Below are 26,439 nucleotides of genomic sequence, written 5' to 3'. Positions count from 1 at the left end.
CCAATAGCGCTCTCCAATAACAAGAATCCAAGTGGAAGAAAAAGCATGAGCCACGATTATCCGAATATCGCCAGCGAGATCCTTCAGAGCCTCGGTGGTGCAGACAACCTCGAACAAGCTGCGCACTGTGTCACCCGACTGCGGCTGGCGCTCAAAGACCCGAGTCGGGTCGACAGCGCGACGCTGAACCAGATCGATCTGGTCAAAGGCTCGTTCTTTACCGGTGGCCTGTTTCAGGTCGTCATCGGTCCCGGCGAAGTGGAAAAGGTTTACGCGGCCCTGCGTCAGCAGACCGGTCTTGCGGCGTCGACCATCGCGGATGTGAAACAGAAGGGTGCTGACAAGACCAACGCCATGCAGCGGCTGGTGCGAGTGTTCTCCGATGTGTTCATGCCGATTCTCCCGGCACTGATCATTGCCGGCCTGCTGATGGGGGTGAACAACCTGATCGGTGCCAAGGGCATGTTCATCGAGGGCAAGACCCTGCTTGAGGCTTACCCGACGCTGGACGGCGTGTGGAGCCTGATCAATCTGATGGCCAACACCTCGTTCGTGTTCCTGCCGGCGCTGGTGGGCTGGTCGGCGGCCAAGCGTTTTGGTGGCAGCGAGATCCTCGGCATCGTCCTGGGCCTGATGCTGGTGCACCCCGATCTGCTCAATGCCTGGAACTATGGCAAGGCGGTAGCGGGGCTGGACGGTCAGAGCCTGCCGTACTTCGACATCTTCGGTTGGTTCCAGATCGAGAAAGTCGGTTACCAGGGGCAGATCCTGCCGATTCTGCTGGCGGCGTGGGTGATGAGCACCCTCGAAAAATGGCTGCGAGCGCGTATCCCGAACGCTATTCAGCTGCTTGTCGTGCCGATCACCACCATCGTGGTGACTGGCGTGTTGGCGCTGGCCGTGATTGGCCCGGTCACGCGGCATCTGGGGATCCTCATCACCGAAGGCGTGGTCACCCTGTTCGATCTGGCGCCGATGGTCGGCGGGGCGATTTTCGGTCTGCTCTATGCACCGCTGGTGATCACTGGCATGCACCATATGTTCCTCGCCGTGGACCTGCAGTTGATCTCGACCCAGGGCGGCACCTTCATCTGGCCGATGATCGTCATGTCCAACCTGGCCCAGGGCAGTTCGGCGCTGGCGGTGTTCTACATGAGCCGTAATGCGCGGGATCGGAGCATGGCCTCGACCTCGGCGATTTCCGCCTACTTCGGTATCACTGAGCCGGCGATGTTCGGCGTCAACCTGCGCTACAAATTTCCGTTCTACGCCGCCCTGACCGGTTCGGCGCTGGGCGGCATCTTTCTTTCCCTGAACAAGGTCCAGGCCTCGGCGATTGGCGTCGGCGGGCTACCAGGGTTCATTTCGATCATTCCGCAATTCATTCCGATGTTTGTGATCGGCATGGTGATCGCGATGGTGGTGCCGTTCGTTTTGACCTGTGGGTTGAGCATGAAGATCGTCCGGCCTGGGTATCGAGTCGCCTGATGGATCGCTATCGCGAGCAAGCTCGCTCCCACAGTTGACCGCATTCCAATGTGGGAGCGGGCCGGGCGGCGTTCCGATGCTCGCGATGAGGCCCTCAGGGCCAGTACAAAACCAATTGAAGGAATACGCAATGCAGAACTGGCAGCGTTCGGTGATCTACCAGATCTACCCGAAGAGTTTTCACAGCCACGCAGGCAACGCTACGGGCGATTTGCTCGGTGTGGTCGCCAAGCTCGATTACCTGAAATGGTTGGGCGTCGACTGCCTGTGGATCACGCCGTTCCTGCGTTCGCCACAGCGCGACAACGGTTACGACATCAGCGACTACTACGCCATCGACCCGAGCTACGGGACCATGACTGACTGTGAGCTGTTGATTGCCAAGGCGGGCAAACGCGGTATCAAGTTGATGCTCGATATCGTGGTCAACCACACCTCCATCGAACACACGTGGTTCCAGCAGGCCCGCAGCAGTCTCGATAATCCGTACCGCGACTTTTATATCTGGCGCGATCAGCCGAACAACTGGGAATCCAAGTTCGGCGGTTCGGCCTGGGAATACGAGGCACAAACTGGTCAGTACTATCTGCATCTGTTCGACCACACCCAGGCGGATCTGAACTGGGACAACCCGCAGGTGCGTGCTGAAGTGTTCAAAATGATGCGCTTCTGGCGTGACAAGGGCGTCGGCGGGTTCCGTCTGGACGTGATCAATCTGATCTCGAAACCGGCGGACTTTCCCGAGGACAACAGTGACGGTCGGCGCTTCTATACCGATGGCCCGAACGTCCACGACTATTTGCAGGAAATGCACCGCGAAGTCTTCGAAGGTAGCGACCTGATCAATGTTGGTGAGATGTCCTCCACCAGCCTCGAACACTGCATTCGTTATTCGTGTCCCGACTCGAACGAGTTGTCGATGACCTTCAACTTTCACCATTTGAAAGTCGATTACCCGAACCAGCAGAAATGGATACGCGCCGATTTCGATTTCCTCGATCTCAAACGCATCCTCTCCGATTGGCAGACCGGCATGCAGGCCGGCGGTGGCTGGAATGCACTGTTCTGGTGTAACCACGATCAACCGCGGGTGGTCTCGCGTTTTGGTGATGACGGTGAACACCGAGTGGTCTCGGCGAAGATGCTCGGCACCGCGCTGCACTTCCTTCAGGGCACGCCTTTTGTGTACCAGGGTGAAGAGCTGGGCATGACCAATCCGGGTTTTGATCACATTGACCAGTACCGCGATGTCGAGACGCTGAACATCTATCGCCTCAAGCGTGAGGCCGGTGAATCCGAGGCTGAAAACATGGCGGCGATCATGCAGAAGTCCCGGGACAACAGCCGCACGCCGATGCAATGGAACGCTCAAGCCCACGCCGGTTTCAGCACTGCCGAACCCTGGATCGGCGTGCCGGAAAATGCGGCGCTGATCAACGTCGAACAGCAGTTCGACGACCCGGCGTCGGTGCTGCATCACTACCGCCAACTGATCGCTTTGCGCCGCACCGAGTCGCTGATTCAGGACGGCGTGTATCGCCAGCTCCTGGCCGACCACACCCAGGTCTGGGCCTACCTGCGCGAAGGTGACGGTGAACGCTTGCTGGTGGTGAACAACTTCTATGCCGCGGCCTGCGAAGTTGATTTGCCGGAAGGGGTGATCACTGACGGGATGGGGCAGCGCCTGGTGATCAGTAACTATGGCGACTGCCCAACGCGCAGCCGACAGCTCTTCTTGCGGCCTTACGAGTCGTTCGTCCTGTATCTGACCGACCACTGACAAGCACTGTTTCAAACAACTCGCAGAGCGCCGAGCGGGGGAGTGTTGCGCGCCGCTTTTGCAGAGCAAACACAATAAAAATAATGGGGTGGCTCATGAAAACAACCATAAATCGCAGCCTTGCAGCATCGTGCGTGTGCCTGGCATTGCCGTTCTCGGCCCAGGCCCTGGAGTTCGCCGGTTACTTGCGCAGCGGCGTGGGGACCTCGGTCAACAGCAGTTCGCAGTCGTGCTTTCAATTGCCCGGCGCGCAGTCGAAATACCGGCTCGGCAACGAATGCGAGCAGTACGCTGAGCTGGAGTTGCGTCAGGACTTGTTTACCCTCGACGACGGCTCGGTGCTCAGCGTCGATGGCATGGCGTCGCTGTTTAACCAATACGATCGCAGCCTGACGTTCGAGGGCGACAATGGCTCGGTGCGCATGCCGCAGATGTACGCCCAGTGGTCGAAGATGCCCAGCCTGAACGGCGGTTCGTTGTGGGCCGGTCGGCGTTACTACAAGCGTAATGACATCCATATTTCCGACTTCTACTACTGGAACCAGAGCGCCACGGGCGGTGGGGTCGAGGACGTACTGATCGGCGATCTGAAGTACAGCTACGCCTTCTCGCGCAAGGACAACCTGTTCCAGAAGGACTACATCAGCCGGCACGACTTCAACGTCGCCGGGTTCAAGACCAACCCCGGTGGTGAGCTGGAGTTCGGCCTGAGCTACATCGACAAACCGGGCAGTCGTGACGCTCACAGTGGCTGGGCGATTACCACCCAGCATGTGCAGAAAGACTTTTTGGGCGGCAAGAACAAACTGGCATTCCAGTACGGCGAAGGTCCTGGCACCGGGTTGGGCTATACCGGCAATGTCGGCCTCGACGACAGCAACAAGAGCTACCGTGTGGTGGAATTCTTCGACTGGCAAGTGACACCGCGCTTCGGTGGCCAGGTCGAAGCGGTCTATCAGAAAGACATTCGCCCGGACGGCAACGATCAGAACTGGATTTCCCTCGGCATTCGTCCGGCCTATGCCATCACCGAACAGTTCAAACTGGTCACCGAACTCGGTCACGATCAGGTCGAGGCCCCCGGCGGCACGCGTAAATTGAGCAAGTTCACCTTCGCCCCGACCTGGTCGCCCAAGGGCCCGGATTTCTGGGCGCGCCCGGAAGTGCGCCTGTATTACACCTATGCCAGCTGGAACGAAGCAGCCAAACGCGCGGCGAACGAATTGGCGGCGGGTTCGGCGTTGTCCGATACCGGCGCTTTTGGTACGGCGTTGCATGGCTCGAATGTCGGTTTGCAGGTCGAGTACTGGTGGAAATAAGCGATGCTGTCGGGGCGCGTGCTCCATCAGCACTTAAAAGAACAAAACAGCAGGTGAAGTCATGGCCACAACCCAACATTTGCAACTGCTAGCGCCCTTGTCCGGGGTGCTGATGCCGCTCGATCAAGTGCCGGACCCGGTGTTTTCCAGCCGTCTGATTGGTGACGGCCTGTGCATCGATCCGACGTCGCAAACCCTCTGCGCGCCGCTGGCCGGGGTGATCAGCAATATGCAACAGAGTGGCCATGCGGTCAGCATCACCGACGATAGCGGTGTGCAGGTGTTGATGCACATTGGTCTGGACACGGTGAACCTTGCCGGCAAGGGTTTCAAACGGTTGGTGGAAGAGGGCCAGCGGGTTGAGGCCGGGCAGGCATTGATCGTGTTCGACGCCGACTACGTTGGCTTGCATGCCCGCAGCCTGCTGACCTTGATGCTGGTGGTCAGCGCTGAGCCCTTTACGGCACTGACGTCGGACAGGGGTTTGGTCGAGAGCGGTCAGCCGTTGTTGCGTCTGAGTCCGGGCGATCAGGCCTCGGATGCTGTGGTGGCGCAAGAGGGCGAAGCGCTGTTCTCCAAACCGCTGACCCTGCCCAACCTGAACGGTTTGCATGCACGTCCTGCGGCGGTATTTGCTCAGGCGGCGAAGGGGTTTTCGGCGAGCATTTGTCTGCATAAACAACAGGCCAGTGCCAACGCCAAATCCCTGGTGGCGATCATGGCGTTGCAGACTGCGCAGGGCGATACCTTGCAGGTCAGTGCGGCGGGCGAGGATGCCGAGCTGGCGATCAAGACCCTGGCCGAGTTGCTGGCGGCGGGTTGTGGTGAAACGGTCGTTGCGGTGGCGATGAGTGAGCCGGTTACGCTGGTTGAAGCGTCTTCGGCGAAGCTGTTGCGTGGCGTCTGTGCCTCGCCGGGCTCGGCGTTCGGGCAGGTAGTCCAAGTGGCGGAGCAGACCCTTGAAGTGGTTGAGGCAGGCTCGGATCAAGCCGAAGAGCGCAGGCATCTGGAGCGTGCATTGCTCCAGTCTGCGCAAGCATTGCAACGCTTGCGCGACAACGCGACAGGCAGTGCGCAAGCGGAGATTTTCAAGGCGCATCAGGAATTGCTGGAAGACCCAGGCTTGCTGGAGCAGGCCCACGCCTTGATCGCTGAAGGGAAAAGCGCCGCGTTCGCCTGGCGCAGTTCGACCGAGACGACTTCGCAGCTGTTCAAAAGCCTGGGCAGTCCATTACTGGCCGAGCGCGCTCTGGACCTGGCGGACGTTGGCCAGCGGGTGCTCAAACTGATTCTCGGTGTGCAGGACAACGCCTGGGTCTTGCCGGAGCAGGCGATCCTGATCGCCGAACAACTGACGCCTTCGCAGACCGCAGGCCTTGATACCGGCAAGGTGCTGGGCTTTGTCACCGTGGGCGGCGGCGCCACCAGTCATGTGGCGATTCTCGCCCGGGCCTTTGGCCTGCCGGCCTTGTGCGGGTTACCGGCGCAAGTGCTGCAGCTTGCCAGCGGCACTCAAGTCTTGCTCGATGCCGACAAGGGCGAGCTGCACCTGGACCCGGATCTGTCGGCTATCGAACAGTTACAGACCAAACGTCAGCAGCAACAGCTACGGCGTCAGCGCGAACTCGAACAGGCTTCACTGGCAGCCTGTACCCGTGACGGTCATCACTTCGAGGTGACGGCCAACGTCGCTTCGCTGCCAGAGGTTGAGCAGGCGGTGACGCTGGGCGGTGAGGGTGTCGGTCTGCTGCGTTCGGAGTTTCTCTATCTGGAGCGCAACAGTGCACCAAGCCATGATGAACAAGCGGTCACCTACAGTGCCATCGCCCGCGCGTTGGGGACGGAGCGCAATCTGGTGGTGCGCACCCTGGACGTTGGCGGCGACAAACCGCTGGCCTACGTGCCGATGGAGAATGAGGCCAATCCGTTCCTGGGCATGCGCGGGATTCGCCTGTGCCTGGAGCGTCCCGAGCTGTTGCGTGAGCAGTTCAGAGCGATCCTGACCTGCGCCGGGCTGGCCCGTTTGCACATCATGCTGCCGATGGTCACCCAGCTGTCCGAGCTGCGCCAGGCCCGGCAGATGCTCGAAGAGGAAGCGCTGACACTGGGGCTCAAGGCATTGCCCAAGCTCGGCATCATGATCGAAGTTCCAGCCGCGGCGTTGATGGCCGATCTGTTCGCTCCCGAAGTGGACTTCTTCTCCATCGGCACCAATGACCTGACCCAATACACCCTGGCCATGGACCGTGATCATCCGCGGCTGGCCAGCCAGGCCGACAGTCTCCATCCGGCAGTGCTGCGCCTGATCGCCAACACCGTGAAAGCCGCTCACGCCCACGGCAAGTGGGTCGGGGTGTGCGGCGCACTGGCCTCCGAGACCCTGGCGGTGCCGCTGTTACTGGGGCTGGGGGTGGATGAACTGTCGGTCAGTGTGCCGTTGATTCCGGCGATCAAAGCGACAATCCGCGAAGTGGACCTGAGGGAATGCCAGGCCATTGCTCAACGGGTCTTGAGCCTGGAAAGCGCCGAGCAGGTGCGTGAAGCCTTGCACTGGCATCAACAGACGGCAGTCGTCACCTCATTGGTTCTGGAGAACTGAATATGTTCGAGAAATTGCAGCGGGCGTTCTGGAAAGCCCTGACACCGGATCTGGTGGTGGATCAGCCCAAGGTTGTTATTGATCCGCAAAGCTCTTCATTGTTGGAGCCAGAAGTCGTGGCCGCATTGGGTGGTGCCAATAACCTCAAATCCCGGCAACGAATTGCCCTGACGCGGGTGCGGGTGGAGCTGCACGATGACACGCAAATGGACCCGGTGGCCTTGCGTGCGGCCGGTGTCCCGGCGGTGATGGTGTTGGCGGGTGGGGTGGTGCATTTGATCGGGCTAAACCCGCAGTCGAATTGACCAAGCTCCTGTAGCAGCTGCCGAGCCCGCGAGGCTGCGTTCGAGCGCGAAGCGGTCGCAAGACCATCCACTGCGATCTTTCATATACGCCGCATGTGCCGGATTGCGACTGCTGCGCAGCCGAACGCAGCCTCGCGGGCTCGGCAGCTGCTACGGGGCCCCTGCGGCCAGTCACCACGCCACCCTTACTGTTTCTCATCTGCAGGTGTATCGTATTCGCCTTTTTGCGGGCTCAGGCCCGCTGCTGATACGTGAGGTAGTTGAATTCATGTCCTTTTCCCGTCGACAGATACTCGGTGGTCTGGCCGGTCTTGTAGTGGTTGGCGTCGGGGCTGGTGGCGCGTCGCGCTATTGGCTGGGGAAGATGGCTGACGCCGATGCAGGCCACGACTACGAGCTGATCGCCGCCCCCCTGGACGTCGAACTGGTTGCCGGGCACAAAACCGAAGCCTGGGCCTTTGGCCCCTCGGCGCCGGGTACCGAGTTGCGAGTGCGCCAGGGCGAGTGGCTGCGGGTGCGCTTCATCAACCATTTGCCGGTCGCCACCACCATTCATTGGCATGGTATTCGCCTGCCGCTGGAGATGGACGGCGTACCCTACGTCTCGCAATTGCCGGTCTTGCCCGGCGAATATTTCGATTACAAATTCCGTGCGCCGGACGCCGGCAGCTTCTGGTATCACCCGCACGTGAACAGCAGCAAGGAGCTGGGCCGCGGGCTGGTCGGGCCGTTGATCGTCGAAGAGCGTGAACCCACCGGTTTCAAGTACGAGCGGACCCTGAGCCTGAAGAGCTGGCACGTCGACGAAGAGGGCGCGTTCGTTGCCTTCAGCGTTCCCCGCGAAGCTGCACGTGGCGGGACGGCCGGCCGGCTGGCGACCATCAACGGCGTATCGCAGGCGGTGGTCGACCTCCCGGCCGGGCAGGTCACGCGGGTGCGTTTGCTCAACCTCGACAACACCCTGACCTATCGGATCAACATTCCCGGCGTCGAAGCGCAGATCTACGCGCTGGACGGCAACCCCATCGAGCCTCGACCGCTGGGCAAGGAATACTGGCTGGGACCTGGCATGCGTATCTGCCTGGCGATCAAGGCACCGCCAGCCGGCGAAGAGCTCTCCCTGCGCAACGGGCCGGTACGTATCGGCACTTTCCGTTCGGTGGCCAACACTGATGCCCCGACCCAATGGCCACCGGCGCTGCCGGCCAATCCGATCTCCGAGCCGGACATTGCCAACGCCGAGAAACTCAACTTCAACTTCGAGTGGGTTGGCTCAGTCTCGGTGAACGTGGACAATGGCAAACCGCCGAGTCTGTGGCAGATCAACGGCAAGGCCTGGGACATCACCGACAGGACCTGCGCCGACCGCCCGATTGCCACGCTCAAGAAGGGCAAAAGCTACATTTTCGAATTGAAAAACATGACTCAGTATCAGCACCCGGTCCATTTGCACGGCATGAGCTTCAAGGTCATTTCCTCGAACCGCAAGACGATCATTCCGTACTTCACTGACACCTACCTGCTGGGTAAAAACGAGCGCGCCCGTGTCGCGCTGGTGGCGGATAATCCGGGTGTGTGGATGTTCCACTGCCATGTGATCGACCATATGGAAACCGGTCTGATGGCCGCCATCGAGGTCTCCTGATGCGCCAGATGCGTCAACCGAAAATCATTGATCGCAGCCGTGATCAGGACTTCATGCGCGAAGCCCTGGCCCTGGCCGCCGAAGGCGCCGCGCTGGGTGAAGTGCCAGTGGGCGCGGTGCTGGTGCAGGATGGTGAAATCATCGGTCGCGGCTTCAATTGCCCGATCAGCGGCAGCGACCCCAGCGCACACGCCGAGATGGTCGCGATCCGTGCTGCAGCGCAGGCTGCGAGCAATTACCGTCTGCCGGGCAGCACGCTGTACGTGACGCTGGAGCCGTGCAGCATGTGCGCCGGTTTGATCGTGCATTCGCGAATTGCGCGGGTGGTGTACGGGGCGCTGGAGCCCAAGGCGGGGATTGTGCAAAGCCAGGGGCAGTTCTTCAGCCAGGACTTCCTCAACCATCGGGTGTTGTTCGAAGGTGGGGTCCTGGCCGAAGAATGCGGCACGGTCCTGAGCGAGTTTTTCAAGGCGCGCAGGGCGAAACCGGCGGACTAACTCAGGAATGCACTCTTTAAAACAGCGAGGATCGAGTGTGGGAGCGGGCTTGCTCGCGATGCAGGCACCGCGGTGTATCTGAACGACCGCAGTGATGCTATCGCGAGCAAGCCCGCTCCCACATTAGATCTCCATAATTCCTATTTGCGGGCCACAATCACCGCACGCATCGGCGCTGGAAGACCTTCAATGGTTTTGCTGTGATCATCGGGATCAAGGAAGTCACTCAGCGACTGGTACTTCATCCACTCAGTCCCGCGTTGTTCCTCGACACTGGTCACACTGACATCCACGCAGCGCACATCGCTGAACCCGGCGCGGCGCAGCCATAGCATCAGTGCCGGCACCGACGGCAGGAACCAGACATTGCGCATCTGCGCGTAGCGGTCTTCCGGTACCAGCACTTGATGAACATCGCCTTCCACCACCAAGGTCTCCAGCACCAGCTCACCACCTTTTACCAGGCAATCCTTGAGCGCCAGCAAATGCTCGATCGGCGAGCGCCGGTGGTAGAACACCCCCATGGAAAACACCATGTCGAAGCCTTCCAGATTCGCTGGCAGGTCTTCAAAGGGAAACGGCAGATGCCACGCCGACGGTTCTGACAGATAACGCTGTACCGCTTGAAACTGACAGAAGAACAGCCAGTTCGGATCGACGCCGATCACGCTGTCGGCGCCGGCGCCGAGCATGCGCCACATGTAGTAGCCGTTGCCGCAGCCGACATCCAGCACCCGTTTGCCCTTGAGGTCCAGATGCGGGGCGACCCGTGACCATTTCCAGTCAGAGCGCCATTCTGTGTCGACATGTACACCAAACAGGTCGAACGGCCCCTTGCGCCACGGGCACAGGCCCATCAGCGCGGTGCGCATCTGCGCGCGGGTTTCGTCGTCGCAGTCGGTGTCGAGGGTCAAGCCGTCCAGTAAGTCGACCTGGCTCGGCATAATCTTCGGCAGTGCATCCAGCGCACTCTGCCAGCGCTCCAGGTCGCCGTGACCCTTTTGCATTTTGGTGTCCAGTTGCGCTTGCAGGCCGTTGGCCCATTCGGCCAACGGGGTGCCGGCCAGACGGCGGGCGAGAGGAGACAGATCAATCATGGCAAGGCAATCAACGAGGCAAAGTTAAGACACTGGAACCACGGCACGACTTTCGAGAACCCGGCCGCCAGCAGGCGTTCGCGGTGTTCTTCGAGGCTGTCGGGTTTCATTACGTTTTCAATGGCACTGCGCTTCTGGGCAATTTCCAGTTCGCTGTAGCCGTTGGCGCGTTTGAAGGCGATATGCAGGTCGGTGAGCAGTGCATGCTCCTGGGCGTCAACGAAGCGCAGCTTCTCCGAGAGAATCAGCGCGCCGCCCGGCAACAAGGACTGGCGAATACGGCTCAACAGCGCCAGGCGCTGTTCAGGGGCAATGAATTGCAGAGTGAAGTTCAGCGCCACCACCGAGGCCGGTTGGAACTGCAGCGCGAGGATATCGCCCTCGATCACTTCTACCGGCAGCAGCTCCTGGAACATCGAGTCCTGCCCGTTCAGGTATTCGCGGCAGCGCTCGACCATCGCCGCCGAGTTATCCACTGCGATCACCCGGCAACCGTCGGTGCGCACGTGACGGCGCAAGGCTTGGGTCACTGCACCGAGGGAGGAACCCAGGTCGTACAGCACGCTGTTGGGCTGGGCGAACTGTGCTGCCAGCACGCCCAGGTTCTCGACAATGGTCGGATAACCCGGCACAGAACGCTTGATCATGTCCGGGAACACCCGCACCACGTCCTCATTGAAGGCGAAGTCCGGCACCTGAGGCAGGGGCTGGGCGAAAAGGCGATCGGATTCTTTGCTCACGGCGGTTCCAGCGGTGTAGGTGGAAAAGGCCGGCATTTTAGCCGGGTTAACGAGGGGATGCGCGTTCTGTCTGATAAAGCGCGGGGTTCACACAATGATCGTTCCCACGCTCCCACGCTGATCGTTCCCACGCTCTGCGTGGGAATGCCTCACTGGACGCTCTGCGTCCGCTTCTGTGACGCGCAGCGTCACGGGCTGCATTCCCACGCGGGAGCGTGGGAACGATCTAATCTAAACCTGCTCGTGGCGAGGCTGCGCAAACGCCGACGCCGCAATCCCCCATTGCCCCAGCCAGTAACTGAGGATGATCAGGTACGGCGCGGCCTCGAAGGCCACCACAAAGCGGCTGATGCCAATCACACTGTCGGAGAACACAAACGCGACGGCACCGGCGGCCGCGAGCAAAGCCGAACGCTTGGGCGCCGTGCTGCCCAAGCGTGCCAGCGCCCTCCATAGCATGGCGCTGATGGCCAGGCCGTAAACAATCACCGGAATCAGCAACGGGCCAAGGCCATGGGATATCAGGACTCCCAGCAACAGCGCCCCGACACCGAAAGCCAGTAACAGCGGCAACAGCGCCAGCCGACGGCAGTCACTCAAATACGCTTTCAGATAGGCCAGGTGCGCGATCAAAAACGCCCCGAGGCCGAATACAAACAAGTCTGCCGGCCATGCCAGCAGCACATCGCCGAGTAGGGAAAACAGCAGGCCCAGGCTGATCCAGCGTCGATAGTCGCGCGGTGGTGCATCGTGCAACCAGCCGAGTAACGCCAGCACCGGCAACGGCTTGACCACCAGGCACAGCAGTTCGGCATGAACGCTCAGCCCGTAGATGAATGTCACCGCGCCCATCAGTGCAAGAATCAGCCAGCCCATGATCAGTTAACCAAAATCGGGCAGTCGAAGGTTTCCACCGCCGGCACCTCCGGCGCCCATGGCTGTGAATAAGTCAGACGCAAGCGTCCGTTACCGGCCGCGAAGCTCTGAAAACGCCAGGTCGACTGCCCGCCGCTGCCTACCAGCCCTGTGTCTTGCGGGTTGCTATAGACCTCGGGGCTGAGGCTGCGCAGCACGCCCCCAGCCGAGTCCTGAATCGCCCAGCGATAGCCAGTGGTCGGATTGCTCGGCAGGGTCAGGATCAGGTTCTGCCCGGTCTTCAACTGCACAGGGCACTCGCTCTGTTTATCCACAGTGACATTCTGCCTGGGTTGACTGGCGCAGGCGGCGAGCAGGGCGAGGCTGAGGGGGAGCAGCAGGCGGGTGGGGGACATGGGTCAGAAAACTCCGGTCATACACGACGAACGGCGAGCATAACCGAAGATAAGACAAAGTGTGACGAGCGGGACGGGCGACGGTTCATCATCGGCAGTTATGACGTCATCGCGAGCAATCGAGCGTCGACCGGCTGCTCCTACAGGGTTAACGCAATCCATGTAGGAGCGAGCTTGCTCGCGATAGCGTCAGCCTAGGCACCGCAGCTCTATCAGAACAACACCTTTGCCACATCCGCAAAGCGCTTGGCAAAGTGCACGGTAATCCCTTCCTTCAGATATTCCGGCAGCTCTTCGAAGTTTCCGCGGTTGGGTTCCGGCAGGATCAGTTCGTGGATCTTCTGTCGTCGTGCGGCGATGACTTTCTCGCGCACGCCGCCGATCGGCAGTACATGGCCGGTCAGGGTCAGTTCGCCGGTCATGGCCACACCTTTTTTCGGTGGCTGGTTGCGTGCCAGTGACAGCAGTGCGCTGGCCATGGTTACCCCGGCGCTTGGGCCGTCTTTCGGTGTGGCACCTTCGGGTACATGCAGATGGACAAAGGCTTCGTCGAAGAACTTCGCATCACCGCCGAACTGCTTGAGGTGGGAGCTGATGTAGCTATAGGCGATCTCGGCTGACTCCTTCATCACGTCACCCAGTTGCCCGGTGAGTTTGAAGCCGCGATTAAGCGTGTGAATCCGCGTTGCTTCAATCGGCAGGGTCGCGCCGCCCATGCTGGTCCACGCCAGCCCGGTGATCACCCCGGTGCCACTGAGCACTTGCTCATTGCGAAACACCGGCATGCCGAGGGAGGCTTCCAGGTCCTTGTTGCCGATCTTGATCAGCGCATTCGGATCGTCGATCAGCTTCATCACCGATTTGCGCACCAGTTTGCCCAGTTGCTTTTCCAACTGCCGCACCCCGGCCTCGCGTGCATAACCGTCGATCACCGCACGCAGGGCGCCGTCGCTGATGGACAGACTGCCTTTGGATACACCGGCCTTTTCCAGCTGTTTTGGCCACAGGTGGCGCTTGGCGATGGCGATCTTTTCTTCGGTGATATAGCCCGACAGGCGGATCACTTCCATGCGGTCAAGCAGCGGACCGGGAATCGAATCCAGGGTGTTGGCCGTGCAGACGAACAGCACTTTCGACAGGTCCAGACGCAGGTCCAGGTAGTGGTCGAGAAACTCTACGTTCTGTTCCGGATCGAGGGTTTCCAGCAGTGCCGAGGCCGGGTCGCCCTGGTAGCTCTGGCCCATCTTGTCGATCTCGTCGAGCATGATCACCGGGTTCATCACTTCGACTTCTTTAAGTGCCTGCACCAGCTTGCCCGGCAGGGCACCGATGTAGGTCCGGCGGTGGCCTTTGATCTCCGCCTCATCGCGCATGCCGCCGACACTGAAGCGATAGAACGGCCGCCCGAGGGATTCGGCGATGGATTTGCCGACGCTGGTCTTGCCCACACCCGGCGGCCCCACCAGCAGCACGATGGAACCGCTGATCTCGCCTTTGTAGGCGCCCACCGCGAGGAATTCGAGGATCCTGGTCTTGATGTCGCCGAGCCCGGCGTGGTGTTGATCAAGCACTTTGCGTGCGTATTTGAGGTCGAGTTTGTCCTCGCCATACACGCCCCACGGCACTGCGGTTGCCCACTCCAGATAGTTGCGGGTCACTGCGTATTCCGGCGAGCCGGTTTCGAGGATCGACAGCTTGCTCATTTCCTCTTCGACACGCTTTTGCGCTTGAGGCGGCAGGACTTTGCCCACCAGCCGCTGCTCGAATTGTTCAATATCGGCGCTGCGGTCGTCCTTCGTAAGACCTAGCTCCTGCTGGATGACCTTGAGCTGTTCCTTGAGGAAAAACTCACGTTGGTGCTCGCCGATCTTGCGGTTCACTTCGGCAGAGATTTCTTTCTGCAACCGCGCGACTTCGACTTCCTTGCGCAGCATCGGCAAGACTTTTTCCATGCGCTTGAGCATCGGCACGCAGTCGAGCACTTCTTGCAGCTCGTTGCCGGTGGCCGAGGTCAGTGCCGCGGCGAAGTCGGTCAACGGTGACGGATCGTTGGGGCTAAAGCGGTTGAGGTAGTTCTTCAACTCTTCGCTGTACAGCGGGTTGAGCGGCAGCAGTTCCTTGATCGCGTTGATCAGCGCCATGCCGTAAGCCTTGACCTCGTCGGTCGGATCGCTCGGTTGGTGCGGGTATTCGACTTCCACCAGATACGGTGGGCGATGGTGTTTGAGCCAGGTGCGAATGCGCACGCGAGTCAGGCCTTGGGCGACGAATTGCAGTTTGCCGCCCTCGCGGCTGGCGTGATGGACCTTCACCAGGGTGCCGTAGAGCGGCAGGCTCGAGGTGTCGAAATGCCGAGGATCTTCCTGGGGGGTGTCCATGTAGAACAGGGCCAGGGAGTGATGATCGGATTTGCTGACCAGGTCCAGGGTTTCGGCCCAGGGCTCTTCGTTGACGATCACCGGCAACACTTGCGCGGGGAAGAACGGCCGATTATGGATCGGGATGATGTAGACCTTGTCCGGCAGATTCTGCCCGGGGAGGGCCAGACCGGTGCCCGTGGCGTGGTGTTCGGCGTTTTCTGGATCGGCGTAGTCGCTCGGGTTTTCCGGGAATTCTTGCTGGTCGCTCATGGGGGCACCTGCACAATTGGGTATGGAAGATAGATGGGGCAGGTGAGCGGTGGTTTCAATGGGGAGCGGTTGTTGGCAGATATTTCATGCAAGGCTGCAGGTGGCAGACAGGTTCACCGCAGGCCGTGATCTTTAGCCATCCCCCGGAAAAAAGACGACCACTTCTCGGTAGCCGCCCTTCCTTTACTGCCGCCAAGGCTTAATCCGGCAGTTTGAACGCCAGGACGTAGTCGCCCTGTTTGGTGCCCAGCGAGCCGTGACCGCCAGCCATGACCAGCACGTATTGCTTGCCATCTTTACCGGTGTAGGTCATCGGGGTGGTTTGGGCACCTGCTGGCAGGCGACCTTCCCACAGCTGCTTGCCGTTTTTAACGTCGTAGGCACGCAGGTACTGGTCGAGGGTGCCGCTGAGGAAGGCAACGCCTCCTGCGGTGGTGAAGGTCCCGCCCAGACTTGGCACGCCCATGCTCAGAGGGATCGGAATCGGCGAGCTGTCACGTACGGTGCCGTTTTTGTGTTTCCAGATGGTTTTTTGCGTGGTCAAGTCCACTGCGGCCACATAACCCCAGGCCGGAGCCTGGCAAGGCAAGCCCATCGGCGACAGCAGCGCTTCGAGGATCACGCCATATGGCGCGCCTTTGTTCGGCTGGACGCCTTGGGTTTCGCTTTTGCGTGGGCCTTGGGCGGCGATTTGCGCAGCCGGGATCAACCTGGATTTGAACGCCATGTAGCTAGGGTTCACGAAGGCGATTTGCCGCACCGGGTCGATAGACAAACCGCCCCAGTCGAACACACCGAAGTTGCCGGGATAGATGACCGAACCTTGCAGCGATGGCGGGGTGAACGGGCCGTCATAACGCATGGATTTGAAAGTGATCCGGCAGAGCATCTGATCGAATGGCGTCACGCCCCACATATCGCGCTCTTTGAGGGGCGGCGGCATGAAGTTCAGGTCGGACCTGGGCTGAGTCGGGGAGGTATGGTCGCTAGCTACCGCGCCTTGCGGAACCGGCACTTCATTGATCGGGACAATCGGTCTGCCGGTGCTGCGATCCAGCACGTAGATGCTGCCTTGCTTGGTCGACGCGAGGACCGCCTTTTTTACACCGTCAGTGGTTTTCATGTCCACGAGCGTAGGTTGACCACCGACGTCCATGTCCCACAGGTCATGGTGAGTGAACTGGAAGGTCCAGCGTACGTGGCCGGTGTCGATGTCGAGTGCGGTCAGGCCCGCGCTGTATTTTTCCGATTCAGGGGTGCGACCACCGCCCCACTGGTCGGGTGTCTGGTTGCCCATCGGCAGGTAAAGCATGCCGAGTTTTTCGTCGACGCTGAACATGGACCACATGTTCGGTGAGTTGCGGGTGTAGGTCTGGCCTTCAATAATCGGGGTGGTGTTTTCCGGATTGCCGCTGTCCCAGTTCCACACCAGGCGACCGGTGTGCACGTCGAACGCGCGGATCACGCCGCTTGGCTCATCGGTGGAGACGTTGTCGGTGACGTGGCCGCCAATGACCACCAGGTTCCTGGTCACCGCCGGTGGCGAGGTGGAGTAGTAGCCGCCAGGGGCGAAGGTGCCGATGTTGGCGCGCAGGTCGACTTGACCCTTGTCGCCGAAGTCTTCGCACATCTTGCCGGTGTCGGCGTTCAGGGCGATCAGACGCGTGTCGGCGGTCGGCAGGAATATGCGACGCGGGCACACGTTGGCGACAATCGCAGCGACTGGAATGGCAGTTGGCGTTGCAGCTGGCTTCCTGGTCGCTGGCTTGGTCGCTGGCTTGGCCGGGATTTTCTTAGTGGCAGTGGCGGCGTAGGCCGCGTCATCGTGGTATGACACGCCACGGCAGGTCATGTGTGCCCAACCTTTGAAATTCGCCGCATTCTGCGTGCTCAACTTCGGATCGAAGCGCCAGATTTCCTTGCCGGTGTCCGGGTCCAGCGCGATCACCCGGCTGTGGGGCGTGCAGACATAGAGCATGCCGTTGACTTTCAGCGGGGTGTTTTCGGCGGTGGTTTCACCTGGATCGCCAGGCCCTGGGAGGTCACCGGTGCGATAGGTCCAGGCCGGCACCAGCTTACTGACGTTTTGCACAGTGATCTGCGTCAGCGGCGAGTAACGGTCGCCATGAGCGCTGCGACCATAGGAATTCCAGTCACCGTCGGGCATGGCCGGGGCGGTGTTGGTCATGCCGGGTACCGCATCGCGCTCCAGCTGGCCCTTGATTTCACCTGGGTTGGTGTACTGGCTGGCCAGCGCCGTAGCGCCGGCGAGGACCACGGCCATGCTCAGCGCGCTGGTACCCATCGTCGCGTTTTGGCCGCTCTGCAACGGACGGCGCAACCACGGCAGCAGCAGAACGATACCGAAGGCAAACAACAGCGCCAGACGTGGCACCAGTTGCCACCAGTCCAGGCCGACTTCCCACAATGCCCACACCGTACTGGCGAACAGCACCAGTGCGTACAGGCTCAGAGCGGCACGGCGTGCAGCGAGCAGCAAAAAACCGGTCACGACCAGGCCGATACCGGCCAGCAGGTAATACAGCGAGCCGCCGAGCATGCTCAGCTTGATCCCTCCGGCCAACAAGGCCAAGCCCATTAGCAGCAGCAGGATACCGAGCAGGCTCGGCGGCAGGCGGCTTGGACTGAAAGGACCGTCAGTGCTCATTGTGTGGTTCTCCGTGACGTTAAGGGTATTCCCACGCATGTTTACTGTAGATGAGGATCAGGCGCGGGCCTGGTTGATGAGCTGCTGCACACCCAGCCAGACCCTGTGTTTACTCGAACTGCTGCGATAGGCTTGGCCATTCAACGCAGCAGGCTGGTCGTTGCGGTCTTTATAAACGTCAGTGGCCTTGGCATTACTGTAGTAGTAACCCGCGCGATATCCCCGGCAGGCCATTGATCGTTGGTGTCCAGACCCGCTCTATCGGCAGGATCGCCCCCTGGACGCGGCTGCCTTTGAACTTGAGACCGTTGCCGCGATCAAGATATGACGGGTTTTGTTCGTAGGCCCCCGACCTGCGCATAGGGTTCGGGCGCCGATCTTTTCCATTTCACCTACAGTTCACTTTCTAGCGCATAGAGCCCTTCCACCCGACGATGCCCTCGGCTAAGGTGCGCGGCTTCCTTTTCTTTCTTCGTTCAAAGGCCTGGCATGACTGCACCGAACAACAACCCGCTGCACGGCGTGACCCTGGAACAGATTCTCACCGCACTGGTTGAACACTACGGATGGTCGGGGCTGGCCGAGCGCATTGATATTCGCTGCTTCAAGAGCGATCCGAGCATCAAGTCGAGCCTGACCTTCCTGCGCAAAACTCCATGGGCGCGTGAGAAAGTTGAAGCCTTGTACGTAAAATTGCAGCGCACAAAACGCCCAATCTAGGGAAAATGGATGCACAACGGACAATCTCAGCCTTCACGCCGGATGCGTGGTTTTATAGCGGTTGCCGCAGTGTTGGGCTGGTCGGGACTAGCCATTCAGCAGTATCTGATCCTTTACTCTCGCTGGACGGCTGAGGCCAGCCTGCTGGGCGGGCTGGTGAACTTCTTCAGTTTCTTTACAGTACTCAACAACACGCTGGTCGCAGTGGTACTGACCTACGCGCTGAGTACGCGAGTGTCGAAGGGACGGGATTTCTTTCTTCAGCCGTGGGTCAGCAGCGGGATCGCGGTAAGCATTGCGGTGGTCAATCTGGCTTACAGCCTGTTGCTGCGCCATCTCTGGCATCCGCAAGGCTGGCAACTGCTGGCTGACGAGTTGCTGCATGACGTGATGCCCTTGTTGTTCATCCTGTATTGGTGGTGGTGTGTACCGAAAGGGACATTGCGTCTCAAGCACATCGCAGGGTGGGCAATCTACCCGCTGGTGTATTTCGCCTACGCCCTGCTGCGCGGGCATTCGCTGGGGTTGTACCAATATCCCTTTATCGATGTTGACCGGTTGGGTTACCCACAGGTGTTCATCAATGCCGGTGGGATATGGATGGGGTTTGTGCTGGTTTCGCTGGTGCTGGTTGGGGTGGATCGGTGGCGGGGGAGACGTTAAGCGATGCAAGTCCTGTAGCCGCTACCGAAGGCTGTGTTCGCTTCGCAGTCGCGTTCGAGCGCAGCAGTCGTTAAAAACCATGCTGCGTTTCGACGTGAAGATTGAGTCGTCTGGATTACGACCACTTCGTGGCCGAACGCAGCCTGGCGGCAGTTGCTACAACAGATCCTTTCGGAGTCACTCTTCGTCACTGCCCTCCAATCGCCAATACCCGACGGCCTTGACGAACGCTTCATTGAGCCGGTGTTCATCGAGCAGCACCCGGCGAATCTGTCGGGACACCTTGGTTTCAGTCGCCACCCAGGCATAGAGCTCGCCGGTCGGCATTTGCAGTTGCTGCACGGTGCTCAACAGATCCTGTTGACCGCCCTGGCGCAGCACCCAGATCACCTCGACCTGCGCGGCGCTGTCCAGTGTTTGCTGTTCGGCAGCGTTTTCCACTTCAACGACCACCAGCGCGCGACGATTGGCACTCAGGCCTTCAAGGCGGCGGGCGATGGCGGGCAGGGCGGTTTCGTCGCCGATCAGCAGATAGCTGTCGAAGATGTCCGGTACAACCATCGAACCGCGCGGCCCACCGATATGCAGGTACTGGCCGGGCTTGGCCTGCTCGGCCCAGGTCGACGCAGGGCCGTCGCCGTGCAGGACAAAGTCGATGTCCAGTTCAAGGGTTTCCAGGTCATAGCGTCGTGGCGTGTAGTCGCGCATGGCAGGCATTGGGCCGCCATCTTTGCCAGCGCCGAGCACCAGGGTTTCCAGCGCTGCCTGTTCGGCGGCCGTCTGGGGGAATAGCAGCTTTACATGATCATCGGTGCCCAGGCTGACAAACCCGGCCAGCTGCGGCCCACCCAGCGTGATCCGGCGCATGCGTGGCGTCAGGTCGACTACTCGCAGCACTTCCAGGCGACGACGTTTGATCTCATGGCTGACACGGTGAATCGTTTGCACATTAATCGTTTGCACATTAACTGCAGTCATTCGGCTTTCTCCGGTGCAGATTGAACGGCCGGGACGTCGACGATGGCCTTGGCGGTGTTGTTCAGCAGGTCGCGAACACGCAGGATTTCTTCCGGGCTCCAGCGCCCGTGATGCATATGCAGGGCATGGCGCAGGTTGTGCACGGCTTCGTGGATCTCCGCCGGACGGTCATGCCCGCGCAATGAGCGTTTGCTGACATCAATGCGCATGCGCACGCCATCCAGGGCAATCGCTTGCTCGCTTAAAGAAAGACGACCGGCGTCGGTCACGCTGTAGCGTTTTTTCCCGCCTTCGGCGTCACCCAGAATCAGTTCGCTTTCTTCCAGGAAGGTCAGCGTCGGGTAAATCACGCCCGGGCTTGGGCTGTAGGCGCCCTCGAACATGACTTCGATCTGGCGGATCAGATCGTAGCCGTGGCACGGCTGTTCGGCGATCAGCGCCAGCAACAATAATTTCAGATCACCGGGGGCGAAGACCCGCGGCCCACGACTACCGCGTAAACGCCCGGGGGCGAAGCCGTCGCGGCCGTCAACATGCTCTCGATGGGGATGATGCTCTCTCATTTTCCCGTTCTCTTCGGATTTAGATACAACTTAAGATATATCTTATAGAGAAAGCAAGAAGACAAGACCGGTGGTGTTTTTTGAGTGCATGTGAGGGGGCGTGGGGCTCTTCTTCTGACTGAGGGATCTCGACAGACTTGCGCGCAAAACCTGTGGGCCCTCGATCGGGTACTTCATTGGTCGGATTCACGAATTGCTCGGGGTGCCATATTGCTTGGGCGAGGCATCGATTGCAGCCGCTTGGCTGTTTCAGAGTTCAGGGCGAGGCTGGAGTAAAACTGCCGTTCACCGTTGCAGCGATGCGGCGTTTACGAGGCGATACGGTCGATCAGCAAGATCCGCGCCGGCTGATGTTGTGTTTTTCACGCGCAAGGTTGGGGCCGGATCAACCCGGCCTCAACGTCCTGCCACCGTTCCTTTGCATAACGTGTTGCCACCTGGCAGCAGGTAAGGCGTGAGAATCGGCGCCATACCTTTGAGCACTTGCACTGGCAACGCGGAGGTGAATTTGTAGGCTTGGGCCGAGGCGCCCGGAACGAACGCGGTCAACGTGCCAAAGTGATGCTCACCGATGTAGAACACAAAGGTCGCGGTGCGGTTGATCGACTTGGAGCTCAGAACTCGCCCACCGGGGCCGAAGGCTTCAATGCGGTTGTCGCCAGTGCCGGTCTTGCCACCCATGGCCAGTGGTGTGCCATTAGGCAGTTTGAAAGTGCCGGCGACCCGTTTCGCGGTGCCGGCATCCACCACTTGCGACAACACTTCGCGCATCGCCGTCGCCACTTCCGAAGGCATCACGCGCTTACCTTTGTCCGGGTCATTGATCAGCCAGGTTTCGTAGGGCGTGCCGGCGGCGAAGTGCAGGCTGTCGATGCGCAGGGTCGGCATACGCACGCCATCGTTGAGGATGGTGCCGATCAGCTCTGCCAGAGCCGCCGGGCGATCGCCGGAGCTGCCGATGGCCGTGGCCAGTGACGGTACCAGGTGATCGAATGGGTAGCCGACTTTCTGCCAGCGCTGATGGATATCGAGGAACGCCTCTATCTCCAGCATGGTGCGGATCCGACTGTCGCGAGCGCTCTTGTGTTTGCTCTTGAACAGCCAGCTATAGACTTCCTGACGTTCGAATTCACTGGCTTTCACGATCTGGCTGAACTTGGCGTCAGGGTTGTTCAGCAAATACCCCATCAGCCACAAGTCCAGAGGGTGAACTTTGGCAATGAAGCCCTGATCCGGCAGGTCATAGGTACCGGGGCCGTAGCTTCGATAGAGCTTTGCCAGGCGCTCGTCAGTGAGTTTCTCGGTGACCTTTTTGTCTTTGTCGATGCTCTTGGCGGTTTTCAAATGCGAGCGCACGAAGCGGTTGAAGCTCTCCTGACTGGCCTCCGGCAGCAGGTAGCGGTGTACCGCTGCGAGGCGGATCGGTGTCGGGTGCATGCCGTCCAGGAAGGTCTCGAGGCGGGCCTGGGTGTCCTTTTTCTGGTATTTCTTCCAGAAGCGCAACAGGAACGCAGTGCCCTCGCGGTCGGCGAATTGGGCCAGATACTCCTGACGCCGTGGGTCACCGTCGTCCTTGAGCAATAGGGCGCTGCTATTGGGGCTCGAGTAGGTGCTGTAGCGCACCAGGTCGCGCATCAAGCGAATGAACGGCAGGTTGATCGACTCGCGTATGGCATCGCGCAGGGTCGGGCTGCGACCGTTGTCTTCGCTGCGGAAGTTGTGGAACGTGTGTAGCCCGCCGCCGGTGAAAAAGGCCTCGCCGGGGCTCGCCGAGTATGTGCGATCGAGGGCCGCGGAGAGCATTTTTGGCAGGCTGCGGTCGGTGTTCTGGATCATGTAGTCGACAGCCCAGCGGGTGATCCGGTCCTGGTCGGCGACTTCGGTATTTTTCAGCTCTGCCGGGGTTTTCTCTCCATAACGGTCGTGCAGTTCGGAGATGATTTGCAGGTAAGTGGTCAGTACCCGCAGCTTGGCGGTGGAGCCCAGCTCCAGCTTGCTGCCTTCGTTGATATCGAACGGTTGATCGGTGCTGTCGGTCTGTACCCGGACCCGCGAACCGTCGGGGGTGCGTTCGAACAGGGTGAAGCTGTAGCGCACTTGCGTGGTGCTGGTGGGCGTCAGCAGGTGTTCGCCAAACAGGCCCAGTTGTGCGGCGTACGCCGGGTCGGCCAGATGCTTGAGGTACGCGGTGGCCTTGGTTTGCAGTTCGTTCTGCAAGGTGCTCGTGGCGGACAGGTCAAGGCGGTCCAGGTCATACAACGGACGGTTGAGCATGGCCGCCAGACGACTGCGGGCAACGCTGATGCCCTTGTTGGATTCAATCGGCTGGATGGTCGGTTGTGTCTGCCAATCGCGGTAAGTCACCTTGCTGGCCAGGGCTGCGGCCGACAACTGATCATCTATCACGCCGTTTTGCGCGAGCAGGCGGATATGGCTGTCGGTGAGGTCCGCCAGTTCATTGCGACCCTTGGCCAAGTAATGCGAAGGTCGGCGCTGGGCGATCATCAGCGACAATACCTCACGCAAGGCCAGACCTTTTTTCGCCAGACTCTTCGGATCGCTCGCGTTGCTGGCCAGGTCCTGGTTGACCTGATTGAAGTCCGCGCCATACCAGACCCGCAGGCCCTCGGCCATGCCATGCACTTCACCATGGCCAGGCACCGCTGACAGCGGCACGCTGTTGAGGTAGTCGCGGACGATGTTTTGCCGTGCCTCAAGAGTTTGCGGGCCATCCTGATAGGCGCGCACGCTGGCGGAGATCATTTGCCGGATTTTCTCGCTGCCGGAAACGGTCAGACCGTCCGGAGAGTGCCGATACTTCTCGAGTTGCGTGGCCAGAGTACTGCCGCCAGCAGTCTGGCCGGGTAAATGAAGCAGTTTCGCCACTTGTGACCACGCCGCTTTGCCAAAACGCGGCCAGTCCACCGCCGGATTGGCCAATGGCTGTTGGGGATCGAGCAGATCGCGGTTTTCGATAAACAGCAGGCTGTTTATCACCAGCGGTGGAATCGCCGAAAAGCTTGAATAGAGCTGCTGCGGATAGTTGTACTGGTACAGCGGCGCAGCGCGGCAATCGGTTATCGACAGCCCGGCCTGGATTTTCTCCGCATACGGCACAAAGAAGCCTTTTTCGCTGTAACCGAATAACGCCGGGGAAAAACGGGTCTGCGACTGGATCATATAGTTGCGCTTGAGCAGCCGCGGCAAGAATTCACCCAGGGAGCTGTAGCCCAGGCGTTTGTCGAACGGGCCGGCGCCCGGATAGAAAATCGAATCGCTGGCGCCGGGCTCGATGGAGTAACTCAGCGACGAGGCGAATTTGCTGAACTCGCGCGCCTGCACTTTCGAGGTTCGCATCTCCTTGGTGGCGGCGAAGCCCAGAACAATCAAGGTAATCAGCAGTAACAACCACAACAGCCGCCACCAGTGCCGGCGGCGACGAGGTCTTTTCTGTATAGGCGCTTCATCCACGCGGTCAGTTGGCTCCATAGTTTTACTCGAATCGGATTGCCACAAAGCGCCCATAGTCGACTGATCCATTCACGCAGATTTATCGGACTTGTTTGAAGCTTAGACGGTGGTTGGAACTGGTGAAAAATATGTGAAGGAGAATGTGCTTTGAGACGATCACTCACCACAGGGGGTAGCACTTGGCTTGATAGGTCATGCCCCTGGAAGCATCTGAATAGAGCCATCGCTCAGGTAAATACGGCGTAGGTAGGGGGCATTGCGATGCACCATTTCTGTGCAATACTCGATGCCGTTTTGCAGACGCGATGAGGCCCGAAACCCAGGTAATGCCCCCTCCGTTCAAGCGGCTTATACCGCGAGTTCTCGCTGAATCCAGTCGTTTATATAGTGAAAAGCCCTGATAAGAGCTTTTTATACTGCACGCCCGCTGATCTTGCAGGATTTGCCTGCAAGACGTGCCAACCCACGAAGTTGGCCCGGTATCAGGAAGTACAGGCTTATCGGTCGGTATTTCGTATACCAGTGGTTCATATCCAATAACAAGACGAGGTTGTACCCATGCCAGTTGGCAATCATCTGCCCCACGGCGAGACCGCTCAGGGCGGCCCGCTCAAACGCGAACTCGGTGAACGGCATATTCGCTTGATGGCGCTTGGCGCCTGTATCGGTGTCGGTTTGTTCCTGGGTTCGGCCAAGGCTATCGAAATGGCCGGCCCGGCGATCATGCTGTCCTACATCATCGGCGGCCTGGCGATTCTGGTGATCATGCGCGCCCTCGGTGAGATGGCCGTGCATAACCCGGTAGCCGGCTCTTTCAGCCGCTACGCTCAAGACTACCTTGGCCCGTTGGCGGGTTTTCTCACTGGCTGGAATTACTGGTTCCTGTGGCTGGTGACCTGCGTCGCGGAAATCACAGCGGTCGCCGTTTACATGGGCATCTGGTTCCCCGATGTGCCGCGCTGGATCTGGGCGTTGGCGGCGTTGGTGAGCATGGGCTCGATCAACCTGATCGCGGTCAAGGCCTTCGGTGAATTCGAGTTCTGGTTTGCTCTGATCAAAATCGTCACGATCATCGCGATGGTCGTCGGCGGCATCGGTGTGATTGCTTTCGGTTTCGGCAACGACGGCGTGGCGCTGGGGATTTCCAACTTGTGGAACCATGGCGGTTTCATGCCTAACGGCATCCAGGGTGTGTTGATGTCCCTGCAAATGGTGATGTTCGCCTACCTGGGCGTCGAGATGATCGGCCTGACCGCCGGTGAAGCGAAGAACCCGCAGAAGACTATTCCGAATGCAATCGGCTCGGTGTTCTGGCGCATCCTGCTGTTCTACGTCGGCGCGCTGTTGGTGATCCTGTCGATTTACCCGTGGAATGAAATCGGCACTCAAGGCAGCCCGTTTGTGATGACCTTTGAGCGTCTGGGGATCAAGACTGCTGCCGGTATCATCAACTTCGTGGTGATCACTGCGGCGCTGTCCTCCTGCAACGGCGGCATCTTCAGCACCGGTCGCATGCTCTACAGCCTGGCCCAGAATGGCCAGGCCCCGGCAGTCTTTGCCAAGACGAGCAACGGTGTGCCACGTCGCGCGTTGCTGCTGTCGATCGGTGCTTTGCTGCTGGGCGTGTTACTCAACTATCTGGTGCCTGAGAAGGTCTTCGTCTGGGTTACCGCGATTGCCACCTTCGGCGCAATCTGGACCTGGGTGATGATCCTGCTGGCACAGCTCAAGTTCCGTAAAGGCCTGAGCCCGGCTGAACGTGCGGGACTCAAATACCGCATGTGGCTGTACCCGGTAAGTTCGTACCTGGCGCTGGCGTTCCTGGTGCTGGTGGTGGGCCTGATGGCTTACTTCCCGGATACTCGCATCGCCCTGTATGTCGGCCCGGCGTTTCTGGTGCTGCTGACGGTGCTGTTCTACGTGTTCAAGCTGCAACCGGCCAATGCGCTGCAGGGTGCGGTGCGTTCGGCGTCGTAATTGGTAGATTGAGAAAAGCAAAAGCCCC

The 26,439-nt window shown here is 59.9% G+C and carries 19 protein-coding genes and 1 pseudogene; 10 read left to right on the top strand and 10 right to left on the bottom strand.

The genetic code is table 11. The annotated features are described in order from the left end of the window. The first annotated feature begins 45 nt into the window (after positions 1–45). The 7 genes from treP to tadA all read left to right on the top strand — a co-directional run bounded on the left by treP (position 46) and on the right by tadA (position 9,633). Positions 46–1,488 (top strand): PTS system trehalose-specific EIIBC component, encoded by a 1,443-nt coding sequence (treP, locus tag AC07W5_RS26965; protein WP_494991947.1) that lies wholly within the window; start codon positions 46–48, stop codon positions 1,486–1,488. A 130-nt stretch (positions 1,489–1,618) separates the two neighbouring features. Beyond that, positions 1,619–3,268 carry an alpha,alpha-phosphotrehalase gene (treC, locus tag AC07W5_RS26960; RefSeq protein ID WP_495024638.1) on the top strand — a complete coding sequence of 550 codons (1,650 nt, stop codon included), beginning with the start codon at positions 1,619–1,621 and terminating at the stop codon, positions 3,266–3,268. Positions 3,269–3,363: 95 nt separating this feature from the next. Continuing rightward, positions 3,364–4,587: a maltoporin gene (locus tag AC07W5_RS26955; protein ID WP_494991949.1), complete on the top strand. Its 1,224-nt coding sequence runs from the start codon at positions 3,364–3,366 to the stop codon at positions 4,585–4,587. Positions 4,588–4,648: 61 nt separating this feature from the next. Further along, positions 4,649–7,186: a phosphoenolpyruvate--protein phosphotransferase gene (ptsP, locus tag AC07W5_RS26950; protein WP_495024637.1), complete on the top strand. Its 2,538-nt coding sequence runs from the start codon at positions 4,649–4,651 to the stop codon at positions 7,184–7,186. A gap of 2 nt (positions 7,187–7,188) precedes the next feature. Beyond that, on the top strand, positions 7,189–7,491 hold the full coding sequence (locus AC07W5_RS26945; protein WP_495024636.1) for a PTS sugar transporter subunit IIB: 303 nt from the start codon (positions 7,189–7,191) through the stop codon (positions 7,489–7,491). A 268-nt stretch (positions 7,492–7,759) separates the two neighbouring features. Continuing rightward, positions 7,760–9,136, top strand: a complete 1,377-nt coding sequence (locus tag AC07W5_RS26940; protein WP_495024635.1) for a multicopper oxidase family protein — start codon at positions 7,760–7,762, stop codon at positions 9,134–9,136. Further along, the gene (gene tadA / locus AC07W5_RS26935) at positions 9,136–9,633 is read left to right on the top strand and encodes a tRNA adenosine(34) deaminase TadA (protein ID WP_495011119.1); all 498 of its coding nucleotides are present in this window, start codon (positions 9,136–9,138) and stop codon (positions 9,631–9,633) included. Before AC07W5_RS26940 ends, tadA begins: the two co-directional genes overlap by 1 nt. A gap of 140 nt (positions 9,634–9,773) precedes the next feature. Here the strand turns inward: tadA and cmoB are convergent, their stop codons facing one another. From cmoB to AC07W5_RS26900, 7 genes and pseudogenes are all read right to left on the bottom strand, one after another. Beyond that, positions 9,774–10,730: a tRNA 5-methoxyuridine(34)/uridine 5-oxyacetic acid(34) synthase CmoB gene (gene cmoB / locus AC07W5_RS26930; protein WP_495024634.1), complete on the bottom strand. Its 957-nt coding sequence runs from the start codon at positions 10,728–10,730 to the stop codon at positions 9,774–9,776. Continuing rightward, a complete protein-coding gene (gene cmoA, locus AC07W5_RS26925; RefSeq protein ID WP_494991955.1) occupies positions 10,727–11,506 on the bottom strand; it encodes a carboxy-S-adenosyl-L-methionine synthase CmoA in 780 nt (259 codons plus the stop codon). Before cmoA ends, cmoB begins: the two co-directional genes overlap by 4 nt. A 195-nt stretch (positions 11,507–11,701) precedes the next feature. Then, the gene (locus AC07W5_RS26920; protein ID WP_495024633.1) at positions 11,702–12,346 is read right to left on the bottom strand and encodes a lysoplasmalogenase; all 645 of its coding nucleotides are present in this window, start codon (positions 12,344–12,346) and stop codon (positions 11,702–11,704) included. A gap of 2 nt (positions 12,347–12,348) precedes the next feature. After that, on the bottom strand, positions 12,349–12,741 hold the full coding sequence (locus tag AC07W5_RS26915) for a protease inhibitor I42 family protein (protein ID WP_494991956.1): 393 nt from the start codon (positions 12,739–12,741) through the stop codon (positions 12,349–12,351). 212 nt (positions 12,742–12,953) lie between these two features. Next, positions 12,954–15,371 carry an endopeptidase La gene (gene lon, locus AC07W5_RS26910; protein WP_494991957.1) on the bottom strand — a complete coding sequence of 806 codons (2,418 nt, stop codon included), beginning with the start codon at positions 15,369–15,371 and terminating at the stop codon, positions 12,954–12,956. Positions 15,372–15,570: 199 nt separating this feature from the next. After that, complete coding sequence (locus tag AC07W5_RS26905; RefSeq protein WP_495024648.1) at positions 15,571–17,970, bottom strand: glucose/quinate/shikimate family membrane-bound PQQ-dependent dehydrogenase; 2,400 nt, start codon at positions 17,968–17,970, stop codon at positions 15,571–15,573. A 144-nt stretch (positions 17,971–18,114) separates the two neighbouring features. Beyond that, positions 18,115–18,410 (bottom strand): annotated as a pseudogene (locus AC07W5_RS26900) (carbohydrate porin); the annotation flags it as partial. Positions 18,411–18,528: 118 nt separating this feature from the next. Between AC07W5_RS26900 and AC07W5_RS26895 the strand changes: the two are divergent. Further along, positions 18,529–18,759 carry a VF530 family protein gene (locus tag AC07W5_RS26895; protein ID WP_494991959.1) on the top strand — a complete coding sequence of 77 codons (231 nt, stop codon included), beginning with the start codon at positions 18,529–18,531 and terminating at the stop codon, positions 18,757–18,759. 9 nt (positions 18,760–18,768) lie between these two features. Beyond that, positions 18,769–19,422 carry a Pr6Pr family membrane protein gene (locus AC07W5_RS26890; protein ID WP_495024632.1) on the top strand — a complete coding sequence of 218 codons (654 nt, stop codon included), beginning with the start codon at positions 18,769–18,771 and terminating at the stop codon, positions 19,420–19,422. A 177-nt stretch (positions 19,423–19,599) separates the two neighbouring features. On the opposite strand, the gene AC07W5_RS26885 is transcribed toward AC07W5_RS26890, so the two are convergent. The 3 genes from AC07W5_RS26885 to AC07W5_RS26875 all read right to left on the bottom strand — a co-directional run bounded on the left by AC07W5_RS26885 (position 19,600) and on the right by AC07W5_RS26875 (position 24,488). Beyond that, positions 19,600–20,400, bottom strand: a complete 801-nt coding sequence (locus AC07W5_RS26885; RefSeq protein ID WP_495011113.1) for a siderophore-interacting protein — start codon at positions 20,398–20,400, stop codon at positions 19,600–19,602. Continuing rightward, positions 20,397–20,963, bottom strand: a complete 567-nt coding sequence (locus AC07W5_RS26880) for a PadR family transcriptional regulator (RefSeq protein WP_495024631.1) — start codon at positions 20,961–20,963, stop codon at positions 20,397–20,399. The genes AC07W5_RS26885 and AC07W5_RS26880 overlap by 4 nt, the downstream gene beginning before the upstream one ends. Positions 20,964–21,359: 396 nt before the next feature. Further along, complete coding sequence (locus AC07W5_RS26875) at positions 21,360–24,488, bottom strand: biosynthetic peptidoglycan transglycosylase (RefSeq protein ID WP_495024630.1); 3,129 nt, start codon at positions 24,486–24,488, stop codon at positions 21,360–21,362. A 504-nt stretch (positions 24,489–24,992) separates the two neighbouring features. Between AC07W5_RS26875 and AC07W5_RS26870 the strand changes: the two genes are divergently transcribed. Next, complete coding sequence (locus AC07W5_RS26870; protein WP_495011111.1) at positions 24,993–26,411, top strand: amino acid permease; 1,419 nt, start codon at positions 24,993–24,995, stop codon at positions 26,409–26,411. Positions 26,412–26,439 lie beyond the last annotated feature (28 nt).

It is taken from the genome of Pseudomonas sp. GW821-FHT01E05, assembly GCF_059422425.1.
Note: the sequence above shows the minus strand (reverse complement) of the source record. Positions and strands in the feature narration are given on the sequence as shown.